The organism is Lysinibacillus sp. ZYM-1 (assembly GCF_001308875.1).
Taxonomy (GTDB): Bacteria; Bacillota; Bacilli; order Bacillales_A; family Planococcaceae; genus Lysinibacillus.
The window spans coordinates 95489-112130 of sequence record NZ_KQ465115.1 but is presented as its reverse complement, the minus strand read 5'-3'; the positions used below and the strand labels follow the sequence as shown (position 1 = coordinate 112130).

The 16642-nt window shown below is 38.0% G+C and carries 12 protein-coding genes and 1 other RNA gene; 11 read left to right on the top strand and 2 right to left on the bottom strand.

Annotated elements, in window-relative coordinates:
* Nucleotides 1-66: 66 nt before the first annotated feature.
* On the bottom strand, nucleotides 67-2745 hold the full coding sequence (locus AO843_RS10235) for a penicillin-binding protein 1A (RefSeq protein ID WP_054611022.1): 2679 nt from the start codon (nucleotides 2743-2745) through the stop codon (nucleotides 67-69).
* A 1-nt stretch (nucleotide 2746) separates the two neighbouring features.
* Nucleotides 2747-3391 (bottom strand): Holliday junction resolvase RecU, encoded by a 645-nt coding sequence (gene recU, locus AO843_RS10230; RefSeq protein ID WP_054611021.1) that lies wholly within the window; start codon nucleotides 3389-3391, stop codon nucleotides 2747-2749.
* Between the two features lie 380 nt (nucleotides 3392-3771).
* On the opposite strand from recU, the gene AO843_RS10225 reads away from it, so the two are divergent.
* The 11 genes from AO843_RS10225 to AO843_RS10180 all read left to right on the top strand — a co-directional run bounded on the left by AO843_RS10225 (nucleotide 3772) and on the right by AO843_RS10180 (nucleotide 16564).
* Nucleotides 3772-3966 carry a hypothetical protein gene (locus AO843_RS10225; RefSeq protein ID WP_008176489.1) on the top strand — a complete coding sequence of 65 codons (195 nt, stop codon included), beginning with the start codon at nucleotides 3772-3774 and terminating at the stop codon, nucleotides 3964-3966.
* A gap of 217 nt (nucleotides 3967-4183) precedes the next feature.
* Nucleotides 4184-4567, top strand: a complete 384-nt coding sequence (locus tag AO843_RS10220) for a YppE family protein (RefSeq protein ID WP_054611020.1) — start codon at nucleotides 4184-4186, stop codon at nucleotides 4565-4567.
* Nucleotides 4542-6818 carry a DEAD/DEAH box helicase gene (locus AO843_RS10215; protein WP_054611019.1) on the top strand — a complete coding sequence of 759 codons (2277 nt, stop codon included), beginning with the start codon at nucleotides 4542-4544 and terminating at the stop codon, nucleotides 6816-6818. Before AO843_RS10220 ends, AO843_RS10215 begins: the two co-directional genes overlap by 26 nt.
* Before the next feature lie 5 nt (nucleotides 6819-6823).
* Complete coding sequence (locus tag AO843_RS10210; protein WP_054611018.1) at nucleotides 6824-8071, top strand: ribonuclease H-like domain-containing protein; 1248 nt, start codon at nucleotides 6824-6826, stop codon at nucleotides 8069-8071.
* A 121-nt stretch (nucleotides 8072-8192) separates the two neighbouring features.
* Nucleotides 8193-8489 carry a cell division regulator GpsB gene (gene gpsB, locus AO843_RS10205; protein ID WP_054611017.1) on the top strand — a complete coding sequence of 99 codons (297 nt, stop codon included), beginning with the start codon at nucleotides 8193-8195 and terminating at the stop codon, nucleotides 8487-8489.
* A 60-nt stretch (nucleotides 8490-8549) separates the two neighbouring features.
* Nucleotides 8550-8929, top strand: an RNA gene (gene rnpB / locus AO843_RS23985) — RNase P RNA component class B.
* A gap of 493 nt (nucleotides 8930-9422) precedes the next feature.
* Entirely contained in the window at nucleotides 9423-11171 is a 1749-nt protein-coding gene (locus AO843_RS10200) for a putative bifunctional diguanylate cyclase/phosphodiesterase (protein WP_054611016.1), read from the top strand.
* Between the two features lie 3 nt (nucleotides 11172-11174).
* Nucleotides 11175-12311, top strand: coding sequence for a THUMP domain-containing class I SAM-dependent RNA methyltransferase (locus AO843_RS10195; RefSeq protein ID WP_054611015.1), 1137 nt, complete (start codon nucleotides 11175-11177; stop codon nucleotides 12309-12311).
* A gap of 86 nt (nucleotides 12312-12397) precedes the next feature.
* Nucleotides 12398-14305 (top strand): ATP-dependent DNA helicase, encoded by a 1908-nt coding sequence (locus AO843_RS10190; RefSeq protein WP_054611014.1) that lies wholly within the window; start codon nucleotides 12398-12400, stop codon nucleotides 14303-14305.
* 248 nt (nucleotides 14306-14553) lie between these two features.
* Nucleotides 14554-15993, top strand: coding sequence for a sensor histidine kinase (locus AO843_RS10185; protein ID WP_054611013.1), 1440 nt, complete (start codon nucleotides 14554-14556; stop codon nucleotides 15991-15993).
* Nucleotides 15986-16564, top strand: a complete 579-nt coding sequence (locus tag AO843_RS10180; RefSeq protein WP_054611012.1) for an ANTAR domain-containing response regulator — start codon at nucleotides 15986-15988, stop codon at nucleotides 16562-16564. The genes AO843_RS10185 and AO843_RS10180 overlap by 8 nt, the downstream gene beginning before the upstream one ends.
* The last annotated feature ends 78 nt before the right edge of the window (nucleotides 16565-16642 follow it).

The following is a 16642-nucleotide window of genomic DNA, read 5'->3' as shown; positions in this document are numbered from 1 at the left end:
GTGACGGATAGTAGCCCTTCCATCAAGAAAAAACCGAGAAGCTTCATTAGCTTCTCGGTTTTTCGTTTATTCTGAGCTTTGTTCTTCATCAGTTGGGTTTACGGGATCGGTAGGAGGAGTTGGTGGCTGACTACCATCTGGTCCACCGCTGTTTCCACTATTGCTGCCGTTATTCCCATTCCCATTATTATTGTTACTACCGTTGCCATTGCCATTGTTACTACCGTTGCCATTGCCATTGTTATTACCATTGTCGTGATCATCTTGATCAGGGTCTGTTGGTAAATCAATTTCTGGCTCATCTGGTTCTTCCGTTTCTAAATCCTCATCAGATGTACTTGTGATTTGGAAAGTAGCTGTACCAGGGTCACTGCGTGTACCGTCCACGATGGCTACGACTGAGATCGTGTAATTCCCATCTTCAAGCGTGTTGCCAACTGTTAAATCTTTTTTCTCAGTTGTACCAAGGGCAAACGTTTGTCCGTCATCACGTGTTGCCGTTACTTCAAATGAAGTTGGTAGTGGTTCATCTGTTTCTGGATCTAGGCTGGCATCATGTTCCCAAGAAATATTGATGGACTGTGCATCTAAATCTAAGCTTGCTGATACGTTGTATGGTGTAGCTAATTCTGGTGCCTCATAAACACTAGACACTTCTGTTGGCTCAGTTCCACGAACGAATAGCTCTGTTTGACGTAACTCACTAGGTGTAAAGTCACTTGCTAATTTCAATGGCTTAGAGCCTATTTCAATCGTTGCTTCTACAACTGTACTTGGCTTTTTAAAGCTAGCTGTTTCAACGTTTGCTGAAATATCTTGCATAATCGACTTAAATAAATTTTGTGGTAATCGACGTTCTTCCCACGTTGTAATTGGATCAAAGTGTTTTTCATAGCCACTCCATATCGCAATGGAATAGTTTGTTGTATAACCAGCAAACCATGAATCTGGCACACTTGTATTCGGTAAATTATACTTACTAAAATCGGCTGCTGAATAGTTGGTTGTACCTGTTTTACCTGCAATATCTAAGCCAGGTACATTGGCAGCAGTACCAGATGCATCTGGTTTATTGCCCACTACATCACGCAGCATATCCGTTACCATATAAGCTGTATAATCGTTCATAGCAACTTTAGGTTCAGGTGTGTAGTTTTTAGATGTTTTGCCATCACGATAGACTATTTTTGAAATCGCATGTGGATCCGTGTAGACCCCGTTATTACCGAAAGCTGCATAAGAAGCTGCCATTTGGATAGGGGAGATCGTAATAGCACCTCCACCAATCGCATCCGATTCATAAAGATCATCTGTTTTAATGCCTAAACGTCCCACAAATTCCTTGGCTTTTTCAGTGCCAACCTCTTGTAATGCTTTGACAGCAGGAACGTTACGTGAAGCATATAAGGCTTTACGAGCAGTCATGGCACCCATATAGCGACCATCCCAGTTCGTAATTGTTTGTTTTGTACCTGTGTAATTCATTGGCTCATCGACAAGCGTTTGACCTGTAGACCAATTTAAATATTCGATTGCTGGACCATAGTCCACTAATGGTTTCATTGTAGAACCTGGTTGATTCTTTTTTAAATCATCTGCATAGTTCCAGCCACGTATAGCACCGTAATTGCGACCGCCGCCAACGGCTTGAATCGCACCTGTCTTTGTATCAATGACAGCTACACCTGACTGAATCTCTTCAGTAGGGAAATTACTGTCATCGTTCATGACATTTTCTACAACTTTTTGGGCATTCGGATCAAGTGTCGTATAAACTTTAATTCCTTCTGCCATGGCTGTACCATCACCATTATTTTCTAATTCATTAATAACAACATCTAGGAAGGCGTCGTATTTCGAACCAGCAAATGATTGGCGTGTTGCATCGTCTGCAAGACCTGCTTGGACATCAACTTTCTTAGCTTCTTCCATTTCCGTTTTTGAAATTTTTCCATGTTGATGCATTAATCCTAAAACCGTATTACGACGTTGCTTTGCAAGGTCAGGGTTTTTCAATGGATTATAGGCATTTGGTCGTTGCACTAACCCTGCTAATAATGCTTCTTCATCCAATGATAAATCTTTTAGTTCTTTTCCATAGAAATATTGTGCTGCTGTGCCAAAGCCATAAATACGCCCTGACATTAGCATTTTATTGAAGTACATTTCAAAAATTTCTTCTTTTGAATATTTACGTTCTAATTGAAACGCTAGCCAAGCTTCTTGTGCTTTACGCTTTAATTTCTTTTCATTTTGTAAAAATGAATTTTTTACCACTTGCTGTGTTAGGGTAGAGGCACCTTGTGCACCAAAGCCATCACGGAAGTTAGCAAGTATAGCACCGCCTAGACGATAGAAATCCATGCCATGATGTTTAAAGAAGCGTACATCTTCCGTTGCAAGAATAGCATTAACCATATCTTCTGGTATATCTTCATATTTTATATATTTACGGTTTTCAGCACCGATTGTTGCAAATATTTCGCCGTTTTTATCGTAGAACTCTGACGATACAGGGTCCTTCAATAATTCCTCATCAAGCTCTGGAGCCGTGCTTGCATAATAAGCAAATACTCCCGCTCCTCCAACGAAGCCTGCCACACCGATTATTAATAGTGTTAAGAAAATACGTTTTATCCACATCTTAGCGGGTGATGATGATTTTGTTATTGTTTTCTTACCTTTTTTATTTTTTTCAGCGAGAGCCTTTTGATGCTCTCCACGTGTTCGACGACGTTCAGTCATACTATTTCTCCTCACTTTCAAACCCGTAGCATTGTGCATCGATCAGTTGTTGGATGATGGGTAAATAATCGATACGTGGATAATAGCTAGTGGGAATTTCATACGCCTCTTCTTCAATCGTTGAAAAGGGTATGGATTTACGATTGCCATTCTCCATTGCTTGCCAGGCCTTTTGTAAAACTTCATATGGCACAATAAAATACCGTTCAAAAGCTGAAAAGCGAACGATAATAAAAGCCACACCATTTTGTTCAGTCACTTGCTGCATGTGGGTCATTTGATGCTCGTGAATATTTTTTAAGGGGAAACTCGTTTTGGAAGCAGTTTCCTTTGCATCAAAATCTATATAATGCCCATTCCAAACACCATTGTAGTCGGTTGTAGAGGGTGTTCGAAAATATGCTTCACGAATGACAGCAGCACTTCGTGAAGGGTACTCTACTTTGACGATTTGTACAGGAACAGGTTTCTTATGAATGATAGCAAGTCGTCTTTTTATATAATAGTCGTTTGCTTCATTAATTTCATCCTCTAGCGTCTTTCCACGATTACTAAAAGACAAATCTTTGCTTTTACTTTTTCTTTCTGTCTTCTGTACAGAAGTATTTGGGGTATACAATTTCCCGTTTGGATAGCGAATTGTCATTTAGCTCACCCTTTATCAAACTGCTTTCCTATATATTAGTTTACCATGATTTGATGGCTCTTCTCTACCTTCATCCGTATGGTCTTTGTTACAAGAGTAGTAGACAGTTGATGCAAAGAATGAACAAATTGCGTCGAAAAAAAGCTAATGATTTTCTTCCTCTAATCGTCAAAATAACTGATAAATTGAATCATAGAAACGGATGAAGAATGGTGAATTATCTACACCTTTCATTCAGGACGCTTTTGTAGGTGGAAGGTTCACCTATAAAAATTTATCGAAAATCTTCTTCTTTCAGCTAACTTACGCTTATTTTGTCACGTATGAAGGTAATTCTATACATGCGAGGAATACATAAGTAAAGCAAAGGAGGCGTTATTTTGAACAAGTTAGAACAATTAGTTGCGCAGTTAGATCTGGTCAATCAATTACTTTTCACGAGAGTGTCGCTGGAAAACAATGCTCAGAATATGCACTTTTTTTTGCAACTCAAAGCAGTTAGTCAGAAAGTAAGCTTAGCAGAAAAGAACTGGCAAGTAAAGAATGCTTGTTCGCCTATTAGTAGTGAAAAATGATAGACTTTGGTACACTTATCTCATAAGCAATTGAACTACCTCCATAGCATTAAAATTGATACAGTTTTTACCACAAAACAAGTGAGTGACGGTAAAGGTATCAAGAGGTACCATATTTTCGTAGTTGAAATGTTGGGTAAGACATACTCATCATATATATGTGCTTGCTACGAAAAATATTTGCTTACGTGGAATTGATGAGAGATGAGGTGCAAAATTGTTAGTTATTCAGCAAACATCCAAATTATTAGATGAATGTGATCAATGTGTCTCGCGTTTTTGGCAAATGCGTGAGGAGGACCGTACACCTGATTTTTTTCAAGAGGTGAAACCACACGTTGATAAAATTCACCAACTGTTGAAGGAATGGCAGCAAGAGGCCAATACATGGATTCAAGAAAATAAACCGAAATATATGCATACACAACAAATTGCTTCAGCGGTAGAATCGATGGAGCAATTTGTTGTGCAATCTTTTTATAAAGAAACAAGTAAAAAACGTTTTTTAGATGCGACTCATTCTACCTCCTATACAATAAAAAACTTTGAACGACTGATTAAGGGGGAGGCAATGAATGCTATCGAAGAAACGAACGATTAGTGAGCTTTTACATGAATGGAGATATGATGAAGAATTAAAAGAACGCATTCTCCATTGGCAGACACTTGAAGGACGGCCAGCAAGTTATGCTCCTTTCCCAGAAAATTTACACGCCTCTCTAGTTAAGGCTTTACAGGCAAGGGGCATAGAGCAACTTTATACACATCAGCGAGAGGCCTTTGATTTGGCACAGAATGGTACGTCATTTACAGCTGTTACACCAACCGCATCGGGTAAATCATATTGCTATCATTTGCCAGTATTGCAAAAAATAATAGAAGATAAAAACGCGCGAGCGATTTACTTATTTCCAACAAAGGCTTTAGCTCAGGATCAAAAAAATGACTTAAATAAACTAATTGAACAGAGTGGCGAGGAGATTTTAAGTTATACCTATGATGGTGATACAGCTCCTGGCATTCGTCAAAAGGTTCGCAAAGCAGGACATATTGTCATGACGAATCCCGACATGCTTCACTCAGGGATATTGCCACACCATACGAAATGGGTATCACTCTTTGAAAATTTGCAGTATATCGTTATTGATGAATTGCATACATATAAAGGGGTATTTGGTTCACATGTTGCACATGTTATTCGTAGATTAAAACGTATTTGTGAATTTTATGGTAGTAAACCCGTGTTTATTTGTACATCAGCAACAATAAAAAATCCTAAGGAGCTTGCCGAACTGCTGACGAATGAATCGCATGCGCTCATCGCGGACTCTGGTGCACCTGTTGGCAAGAAAACATTTCTTTTCTACAATCCACCTATTATTCACAAAACATTTGGAGTGCGTAGAAGTGCCGTGCTAGAGGTAAGTGATTTAGCCAAAAGACTATATATAGCTGGCATTCAATCTATCATTTTTGCTAAGAGTCGGGTGCGGGTTGAAATGATTGTCACTTATTTAAAGGAGCTTACGCGCAATAAACTGCTCGATGAATCTGTGCGTGGCTATCGAGGTGGTTACTTGCCATCTGAACGTCGTGTGATTGAAAAAGGCTTACGTGATGGCACCATTCAAACCGTTGTTAGCACAAATGCGTTAGAATTAGGAGTCGATATCGGACAGTTACAAGCATGTATTATGACAGGGTACCCAGGAAATATTGCAAGTGCCTGGCAACAAGCAGGACGTGCAGGAAGGCGGCAGGATGAGGCTTTAATTATTTATGTAGCGCAATCGACTGCCCTTGATCAGTATGTGGTGAATCATCCACTGTTTTTACTTGGTAGTACACCAGAAGAGGCGCGTATTTATCCAGAAAATATGTTAATTTTAATGGATCATTTGAAATGTGCCGCTTTTGAGTTACCATTTTCAATAGAAGATACTTATGGTGAATATGACATACAGGAATTGTTAGATTATTTAGCAGAGGAAGGCGTTGTTTTTAAGACGAGCGACAAGTGGCATTGGATGAGTGATCGTTTCCCAGCACACGATATAAGCTTACGCTCTGCTTCTCAGGAAAATGTGGTAATTATTGATCTATCCATTCCTGCACAAACAAAGGTAATTGGTGAAATGGATCGGCATAGTGCCATGACATTATTACATGAGGAGGCAATTTATTTACACCAAGGGATTCAATTCCAAGTAGAAAAGCTCGACTGGGAAGAAAAGAAAGCTTATGTACGTGAAGTCGACATTGATTATTATACAGATGCCAATCTTGCTGTGGAAATGAAGGTATTAGAGGAAGACCGAAGCCGTTCTTATAACGGCGGTATGATTAGCTTTGGAGATGTTGGATTAGTCGCACAAGCAACGATTTTTAAGAAAATACGCTTTGGTACGCATGATAATATCGGGTCAGGGCCTATTCATTTACCTCCAGATGAAATGCATACGAGTTCGTCGTGGCTATCCTTTGCCGGGCCAGAAAAGTGGACCGAGGAAGAGCTAACAGATGCTATGACGGGAGCAGCCTATGCGATGAATGCATTTATTCCTTTATTCATTCAATGTGATAGTAGTGATGTAGCCGTGGTACCACAGGTAAAAGCTACACATAATGAGCAACCGACGTTTTTTGTATACGATAAGTATCCTGGTGGCATCGGCTTAAGTGAAAAGGTTTATGAATTATGGGAAGAGCTATTAAACAAAACCTATCAGCATGTAGCTAATTGTGCTTGTGAGGCAGGTTGTCCATCATGTATTGGTGCACAAGATAGTTTACAGCAGGCCAAGCGTAAGGTGCTACAAGTATTAGCAATCCTACAAGCAGAAAATGAGTGAAATATATGTCCTATGAAAATAAAATCCTACAAATGAAAAAAATGCTTGGAAAAAAAACAGCAGCCCCATCTAAAGTCCAGCAGCCGACTTTTCAGAAACCAACTAATCCGAGCTATACAGAGCAATGGAAAAGAGCGGGGTTAACCGTTGTTGAAAATGACTTTGGCATAGTGTTTAAGCGTGAAGTGCAATATCCCTTTACGTATCAGCATGGTCATTATCAGCTACAGTCATTCTTCGATGCCCTGAAAAAATGGCATGTTGCTGAGTTTGATCATCCTTATGCACTTACGGTGAATGAACCCGTTTTGTTTTTTGATACGGAAACAACAGGTTTAAAGGGTGTCGGGACCCATATTTTTTTGCTCGGTTTTTTAGAAGTGATAGATGATTGCTTCCTGTTGACGCAATATATCCTTGCCGATCCTGCACACGAAGCGGCTTTCTTGTTTGAATCCAAGCTGTGGCAAAAATCAGTAACGGTCATCACTTATAATGGTAAAAGTTTTGATTGGCCGCAGCTTGAAACACGCTGGACATTACATCAAAAAACATTACCCAAATTACAATCGCAACGACAAATCGATTTATTGCATAGTTCGAAGCGTTTATGGAAAAATGATATGGAGCGCTTAAAATTAAAATCTGTAGAAGAAGAAAAGCTTGGTTTTTCTCGGAAGGGAGACATTCCAGGCCATCTTGCACCTATTATTTATTTAGATGCTGTGAAAAGTGGCGTACCAGATGCTCTTATGAAGGTTTTACTTCATAATGAGTGGGATTTACTGTCACTTATCACGCTTTATAGTCATTCCACCCAGTTATTGTTTGAGGAAGAACATGAAGAATCGGCAAAAACCTTCACCAATATTGGAAAATGGTATGGTGATTTAAAAGAAAGCACACAAAGTGTTAGGGTTTTAGAAAGGGTAACAACCCAATTCGATGCACTGGAAGCAAGTAATGCTCAATACTATTTAGCCTTACAGCATAAGAAGAGTAAACGCTACAGTGAAGCTATTGATGCATTTGTTGCCTCTCTCCATTTTGTAGAAGCAAGAACAAAGTTGCATGTCCTTGAACAGCTAGCCATACTTTATGAGCATCAAATGAAAGATTATGAGCAGGCCCTTTATTATACGCAACAAGGCATACATCTCATTCAAAGTAATGAGCAATGGAGAGCAGAACAAAAACAAAAATGGGTAATTTCGTGGGAAAAGAGGTTACTCAGATTAGGAAATAAGAAATAATTTCCCGGGTAAGCGCATGAAACGACAAGATTAGCCTTACAATTGGAGTATTCAGACGATATAATGTGGTGAAGTATGCTATAATGTATTCGTGTATGTAGTGTGAGGAAGGGCGATGTGAATGGACATTAAATTAACGTCAAAAATGATCCTTGAAAAGGAATTTAAAAAGAACTTTAAAGGCTATAATGTGGAAGATGTGGATTCTTTCCTTGATGAAATTATTCAAGACTATGAAACGTTTGAAAAAGTGATGGCCCAACTACGTGAAGAAAATAGACAGTTAAAAGAAGAAATTGAAAGTACTCCGAAGAGACAACCCGTTGCTTCAGCAGCAGCTGGTACAACTAATTTTGATATTTTAAAACGTCTTTCAAATTTAGAAAAACATGTATTTGGTAGCAAGCTGTACGAATAATTTTAGTCAATTATATTGTATTTAACATAAAACTCTAGTATAATCTTTCGTATCATCATGAAATTCTGGTAATCGCTGCGGCGCTAGACGTCGTAGAGGAAAGTCCATGCTCACACGGTTCTGAGATGTCCGTAGTGTTCGTGCTTACTGAAAAAATAAGGTAAGGCAGCTGTTAAGGCTGATGGCGGAAGGAAAACCTAAGTCCTAGGATATGGTTGACACTTCCTGAAAGTGCCACAGTGACGAAGCTTGCTTGGAAACTTGCAAGGTGGAACGAGGTAAACCCCACGAGTGAGAAACCCAAATTATGGTAGGGGCACTCTCTTGAAGGAATTGAACGGATAGAGGGACAGAGTTTGCTCTGTAGATAGATGATTACTACCTGGTCGTACGAGGCGCAAGCTGTTTGAGTACTCAGGAACAAAACATGGCTTATGGAATTTTTTGATGCTTATTTACGAAATAACAAGCGCTCTCCAAATCGGTGGAGAGCTTTTCTTTTGAGTTCATGAGGAAAAAGTAACCTTGTTAATCAAGTCTTGGTATGCGCGATACGTTTGAGAATGGCTAACTTGTTTGGCAAGCTTCTATCGCTACCGCTTTTAAGTCAAAACATCTGAAAACGGTTATCGCATCAATGTGTATTTATCTTGATTCAGCAAAAGTTTTTGTAACGAGCAAAGTGCGAGATACAAATGACTCTACTCAATATAGATAGCGAGAGTTTGCACATTTTCTTTCCATTCAGGTGACGACAGGACGACTGCTGAATCAAGTTCAAACCTCTGAGAAGTCACAGATTTTTAAGATGAGCTTACGAGTCAACTCGAAAAAAACTGTACACCATCATCTGAGGTGTCATTGATTTACATAGTTAACCTGGCGTAAGTGCCCTTTAAAGGGGAGTATAGAGAGATAGGATGGGGCGGAAACATGAACGGAGTAAATAACAATTGGGAAAGTGTGGATAAATTGAAGTTAATTTCTCAATATCCTACTACCTTAATACTTAAAATCTTCGAAAATGTATCTGAAGGTATCATGATTACTGATGAATACAAAAAAATAGTGATGGTTAATCCTGCCTTTGAATTTGTCACAGGTTATACACGTGATGAGGTGGTTGGAAAAACACCTGCCGTTTTACAATCGGGTGTACATGAATTACCGTTTTATTTAGAGATGTGGGAACAGATACGACAAGAAGGAATTTGGCAAGGAGAAATATGGAATCGTCGTAAAACTGGAGACGTATATCCTGAATGGTTAACAATTGTATGTGTAACCAACGATGAGGGGAAGGTTACAAATTATTGTGGTATTTTCACAGATTTGTCTGAAAGAAAAATAGTAGAAAACGAATTAGAAAAACGTTTACTGACAGATTCATTAACAGAAGTATCCAATCGATTTGCTTATATTGAAAGAATGGATAATCTTTTAGAATCCACTTCTGCTATTTCTCATTCAGTACAGCATGCGGTTTATTTTTTAGATTTGGATAGATTTAAGCAAATTAATGATACATTAGGTCATGCTGTTGGAGATTCCATATTAATAGAAGTCGCCAAACGACTAAAACAGTTACTGAAAAACAAAGATATTATTGCAAGATATGGCGGAGATGAATTCGTCATTACATTAACGAATGTAAAAAACGTAAAAGAAGCTGCAAATTTTGCTGAACAAATAATAAGTAGTATAGAAAAGCCGATGATGATAAATGGCCAGGAAGTTTTTATTTCCACAAGCATTGGTATAAGTGTTTATCCAGTAGATGGTAAAAATACCGAAGAACTGATTAATTGTGCAGATAGAGCAATGACCTACTCAAAAAAGAATGGATTGAATGGCTATTCTTTTTATTTTGATGAACTGCAAACAGATGCACAGCGTGTCTTATTGCTAGATTCTGAGTTAAGAAGAGCCATTGATAATCGTGAGTTTGAGTTGTATTTCCAGCCGAAAATTACTATGGATAATGAGCAAATTCAAGGATTAGAGGCACTGGTCCGCTGGAATAATGAAAGACTTGGCTTTGTGTCACCTGGTGAGTTTATTCCTTATGCTGAGGAAACAGGTTTAATCATTCCGTTAAGTGAAGTCATTATAGAAAAGGCGTGCGAGGCAGTTATTCAAATGCAACAATATGGGTGGAAAATACCGGTTGCCATTAACATATCTAGCATTCACTTTAAACAACAGAATTTTTTAGATTCGATACAAGCAATATTAGAACGCTATAATATGCCAGCCAACAATTTTGAAATAGAAGTGACAGAACGAACTGTTATGAACAGTGCTAACGAAACTGTGAGCAAGTTAGTTCGTTTGAAACAATTAGGCTTTAAAATCTCCATAGATGATTTTGGGACAGGCTATTCCTCCCTGAGCTATTTAGTTCGTTTTCCACTAGATTGTTTAAAAATTGATCGAAGCTTTATTCAACATATTGGTTCACTCGATGAAAAACAGGCAGTTGTAGATGCTATTATTCAAATGTCGCATCGTCTAAAAATGAAAGTTGTAGCAGAAGGTGTAGAACAGGCACAACAAGTGGATATACTACGTAAAATGAATTGTGATATTATTCAGGGTTATTATTACAGCAAACCATTACCATTAAACGACATCATCGAGTTTATGGAGTATTGGGAAATTGAGCATCAAGGAAGGAAATAATCTATGGCAAACTATCAATTAGTAGCTACGGCTGCAATGGGATTAGAGGCAATTGTAGCCCAGGAAGTCAAAGCACTTGGTTATGAAACAACTGTTGAAAATGGTAAAGTATATTTTCAGGGTGATGAAACAGCCATCGCACGTACCAATTTATGGCTACGAGTAGCAGATCGTGTAAAAATTGTAGTCGGACAATTCCCTGCAAAATCATTTGAACAATTATTTGAAAGTGTGAAGGCTTTACCTTGGGAAAAATATTTACCAGTGGATGCTGCTTTTCCAGTTTCGGGTAAGTCCGTTAAATCAAAATTATTTAGTGTTCCCGATTGCCAAGCTATCACTAAAAAAGCGATTGTTGAACGAATGAAACAGCACTATAAGCGACTTGGCTTTTTAGATGAATCGGGTGCCACTTACAAAATTGAGGTTTCAATATTAAAAGATGTGGCTACACTAACGATTGATACATCTGGTGCTGGCCTTCATAAACGTGGCTATCGTCAGGTGCAAGGTGAGGCACCGTTAAAAGAAACATTAGCGGCGGCATTAATACAAGTTTCAAAGTGGAATCCAAATCGTCCATTTGTGGATCCATTCTGTGGTTCTGGGACCATTGCATTAGAGGCGGCAATGTTTGGACAAAATATAGCACCTGGCTATAATCGTGAGTTCATTTCTGAGGACTGGCCATGGATGAAAGCACAAATCTGGGACGCTGTTCGAGATGAAGCAGAAAGTTTGGCCCATTATGATCAACCGTTAGAAATTGTTGGTTCCGATATTGATCATCGCATGGTAAGCATTGCACAAGAAAATGCTACAGAAGCAGGGTTTGGTGAGCTGATTACGTTTAAACAAATGCAAGCACGCGATTTTACCACTCAGTTCTCAGATGGTGTGATGATCGGAAACCCACCATACGGAGAACGTATTGGTGATGTTGAAGTAGTGGAACAAGTTATTCGTGATTTAGGAAAAGTAATGAAAAACTATCCAACTTGGTCAGTATATATGCTATCCTCCATGAAAAATTTTGAAGAATTATATGGACGCCAAGCGACGAAGAAACGGAAGTTATTTAATGGTTTTATCGAAACAAATTATTATCAGTTCTGGGGACAAAAGTCTAAAAGAGATTAACGAATAAGTAACGGAAGATAAGATTTTTTCTTATCTTCCGTTTCGTCGCGTATAATAGCACCAGATAGTAAGAGGGGGAACATCAATTGCGTAAATCTTTACCATTTGCATTATCAAAGGACCGTTCATTTTTTGATTCATTAGGTGACTGGATGGGTGACGTCCTTTATGATGAATTACCTGAAAAAGGTTTTGAATGTCGTGATGAGCAAATTTTTATGGCTTATCAAATAGAGCAAGCGCTAAAAGAAAAAAATGTACTCTTTGCAGAAGCGGGTGTTGGAACTGGGAAAACAATTGCTTATCTACTCCCAGCGATTTCTTACGCACGCTATACAGGGAAACCGGCGCTTATTGCTTGTGCTGATGAAACATTAATAGACCAGCTTGTTAAAGATGGCGGCGATATTTATAAACTACAAAAAACGCTTGGACTGGAAATTGATGTTCGTCTAGCAAAATCACGAGATCAGTATTTATGCTTAAAACGCTTTGAGGAAGCGGAAAAAGTGGAAACGGATGAATGGATTGATGATATTTCATTCTCCATCCCGGATGGCGTGTATGCACAAGGTTCGATGATCGCTGTTCATCCATATGGAGAACGTAGTGATTATCCGACAGTTAGTGATGAGGATTGGCAAAAGGTTAATTACAATTCAATTATGCAATGCTCTGTTTGTGATCTTCGTAATCGCTGTGGGCAAACATTGCATCGCTCTCATTACCGTAAATCAACGGATCTTGTAATTTGTTCCCAAGATTTTTTAATGGAGCATTTAGCTACAAAAGAATCTCGCGAGCGTGAAGGGCAGCTTGCATTATTGCCAGAAGTATCAATGATTGTCTTAGATGAAGGGCATCTGTTGGAATACGCTGCGCAAAAAGCGATGACTTATAAAGTGCAGGCAACAACCATTGTCCAACTTTTAGAGCGATTAATGGTAGATGGCGTGCGAGAACGTACATTGTATGCGATGGAAAAATTACAAGACGATCACGAGCTATTTTTTGATCAGCTTCGTGATGATATCGTTGCTTCAGATGAGGATCGTAAACGTATCAATAAATCCAAAACATTGTTAGCTTATGGAAAACAATTGATTAAAGATGTGGAAATACTTATGGAGGAATTTGTATTTGAATCTGAAATGTACATGATTCCTGAATATGAGTTAAATATGGCGGAAGAATATTTAGAACAATATGAGGCTTCTTTGCGTATTTTCATAGCACAAGGAGATGCAGTGGATTGGCTTGAGGAGACAGATGGAGAAGAAACGTTGGTGATTATGCCTCGTTTGATTACTGAAGTTTTAGCAGAAAAGTTATTCTCTAAAAAGCTTCCGATCGTCTTTTCGTCCGCCACTTTAGCAGTCAATAAAGACTTTTCTTATATCGCTTATAGTTTAGGCATACGAGATTACCAATCATTTTCAGTACCTTCTCCATTTGATTATGAAGAAGTGATGAAAATCTATTTACATGAGCTAGCTCAACGTGATAAAACCGCACGTGTACAGCAATTACTGCGTGATGGCGAGCAAACATTGATTCTGTTTAAATCTAAGCAAGCCATGTTAAAATTTAAAGCTGAATTGCCATTAATGGAGCGAATGTATGTGGCATTCGAGGGTGATCGAGAACTATCAGCCATTGTTCGAGATTTCCAGCAAGGTACCGTTAAAACATTATGCTCATATCATTTATGGGAAGGCTTAGATTTACCTGAGGAAGCATTAACACGTGTCATTATTTATGATTTACCGTTCCCTCCACAGGATCCGTTATTTGATGCAAAACGTACGTTTGCGGAAAATCCATTTGAAGAGGTGGAATTACCTTTCATGCAATTGCGCTTGCAACAAGGAATGGGCCGCTTAATTCGAACATCAAACGATCATGGGGATATCCATATTTTGTTGAATGAGGAAGAACAAAAACAACGTGCAGCCTTTGAGAATATATTAGCTGTCACACCTGAAATTAAGTAGAAAAAAGAGAGTTTGCTGAATCGGCAAACTCTCTTTTTTGATATATTAAAATAACTTTTTTCTTCTAACTGAATAATGTGATGATAAATAACTGTTGAATATTTCTCTTTTAAGCTATATAGTTCTTTGTAATGCAACGAATTTTGATGAAAGAAAATATTTTTTGTATTGAAAATAATTTCACAAAAGGTTTATAATAATGACAAGAATTTTTAAGAATAATCAAACTGATTGTTGATTATTCATTGATGGGGGGCTTAAACCTGTCGAACATTCAATCATTGTGTAGAAAATATACAAATCTATCGGCAACGGATATTGACAAGTTAATAGAAATGGAAGCAACGCTTAACTACTATGCTGAGCTCACTGATTGTTATATGTTCATAGATTGTATGATGGATAATTTATCACATGCAATTGTCGTGGCAGAAGCATTCCCTAACAAGGAAAAAGGTTTATACGAAAAATCAGTTATTGGAAAATTCGTCTTTGAAAGTTTTGAACCAGCCGTATTCGCTGCGTTTAAACAAAAGGAAAGATCATCGATTTCCAGAGCCATTACGCAAGAAGGCATTACAGTCGAACAAAATGTGATTCCGATCTTTAATGATCAACAGCAAGTGATTGCTGTATTGATTCAGGAAAAGATGGTGAAGATGCAGTCGACACCAAAAGATGATTTTCAAAATATGCCTTTTGCATTAATTGAGCATATTGTAGAACCTAATTCTCAGCCGATTCCAGTTGTTTCTGATTTACTAGTAGAGTCAATTATTCTTACAAATCACGAGAACAAAGTGATTTACAGCAATCCTGCTGGTTACCATTTTATTTCGGAGCTTTCAGGATTGGAAAACTTTGATAATGTTGCGTTGGATAAAATTTTACCGTTTTTACAGGAAGTCTATGATAAAGGCGACGATGTCTTTTTCCTAGAAATTACGATTGAACGTAAATCCTTTATCGTGAAGAAAATTCCAATCCGCAGCCAAAATGACAAGGTCACACTCCTCATTATTCATGATCTAACAGAACTAAAGCTAAAAGAAAATGAACTAATGATGAAAACATTTGCCATACGAGAAATTCACCATCGTGTGAAAAATAATCTTCAAACAGTAACAAGCCTATTACGCTTGCAAATGCGCAATGAATTGTCAGCTGTTAATGCAAATGCTTTTCAGGAGGCATTAAATCGAATATATAGTATTTCATCTGTTTATGAGCTTATTTTAGAAAATGAGGATAACGCTGAAGAGAAAGTAGACGTTATTGCATTGGCTAAAAAAATTGGACATAAAATGATTGGCACGTCCAATACAGCAACTATTCAACTAGCATTTCATCATGATAATTTGCAACTATTTTGCCATTCCAAAAAAGCAGTATCCCTTGCGCTCATTATTTGCGAACTACTGCAAAATGCATTAAAGTATGCTTTTCTCGGTCGTGATGAAGGAACAATCGATATTCAATTCATGCAAGAAGACTCTACTATTTCACTTCATATTTCTGACAACGGCGTTGGAATGCAAGAGGTGAAGGCATCTTTTGGCATGGAAATTATCACAAGGCTTGTGGAATATGATTTAGCTGGCTCATTCTCAATTATCCCTAGTGAAGAAGGTACACATACTCAAATTCAGTTCCCTGTAAGTGAGGAGGTATTTATCGTAAATGACTAGGAAAGTTATGATTGTCGAAGATGAATCACTGATTGCGATTGATTTGAAGTTTATGTTAGAAGATAATGGTTACGAAGTAGTAGCTCAAGCTAATAATGGGGAAACAGCCATTGAGTTAGCCTTTTTACATAAACCACAGTTAATCTTAATGGACATTAAAATGCCTAAACTGGATGGTTTAAAGGCAAGTAAAATTATTGAACAACAGCTCGGTATACCTGTTCTTTTCATCTCGGCATACAGTGAAAAAGAATTATTACTATACATGAAGCAGGATAATATATTAGGTTATGTAATGAAACCGTTTTCTGAAAAAAATGTGTTGCCTGTGTTAGAGGTTGCTTTTCATCAAATTGATAAGTTCAACCGTCTCAATGGGGAGATTTTACATAAGCAAACACAGTTGGACAAGCGAAAAGTTATTGAACGAGCTAAGGGCTTGCTTATGCAGGCTGAAAATATAAGCGAGGACGAGGCTTATCGAAAAATTCGCAATGAAAGTATGCAAACGCAACAGGAAATGGTACAAATAGCGGAACAAATTATTATTAACTTACAAGTCAATAGTTGAAGCAAAGGCGCTTTAAAGAGATTTCTTCTTTAAAGCGCCTTTTTTTATATAAATTTATTAATCATAAAGGGGTGATGA

Coding starts and splice junctions, on each gene's coding strand:
- AO843_RS10185 (WP_054611013.1), top strand. CDS start 14,554: ATGGGGGGCTTAAACCTGTCGAACATTCAATCATTGTGTAGAAAATAT.
- AO843_RS10215 (WP_054611019.1), top strand. CDS start 4,542: ATGCTATCGAAGAAACGAACGATTAGTGAGCTTTTACATGAATGGAGA.
- AO843_RS10195 (WP_054611015.1), top strand. CDS start 11,175: ATGGCAAACTATCAATTAGTAGCTACGGCTGCAATGGGATTAGAGGCA.
- AO843_RS10210 (WP_054611018.1), top strand. CDS start 6,824: ATGTCCTATGAAAATAAAATCCTACAAATGAAAAAAATGCTTGGAAAA.
- AO843_RS10180 (WP_054611012.1), top strand. CDS start 15,986: ATGACTAGGAAAGTTATGATTGTCGAAGATGAATCACTGATTGCGATT.
- gpsB (WP_054611017.1), top strand. CDS start 8,193: ATGGACATTAAATTAACGTCAAAAATGATCCTTGAAAAGGAATTTAAA.
- AO843_RS10235 (WP_054611022.1), bottom strand. CDS start 2,745: ATGACTGAACGTCGTCGAACACGTGGAGAGCATCAAAAGGCTCTCGCT.
- AO843_RS10200 (WP_054611016.1), top strand. CDS start 9,423: ATGAACGGAGTAAATAACAATTGGGAAAGTGTGGATAAATTGAAGTTA.
- recU (WP_054611021.1), bottom strand. CDS start 3,391: ATGACAATTCGCTATCCAAACGGGAAATTGTATACCCCAAATACTTCT.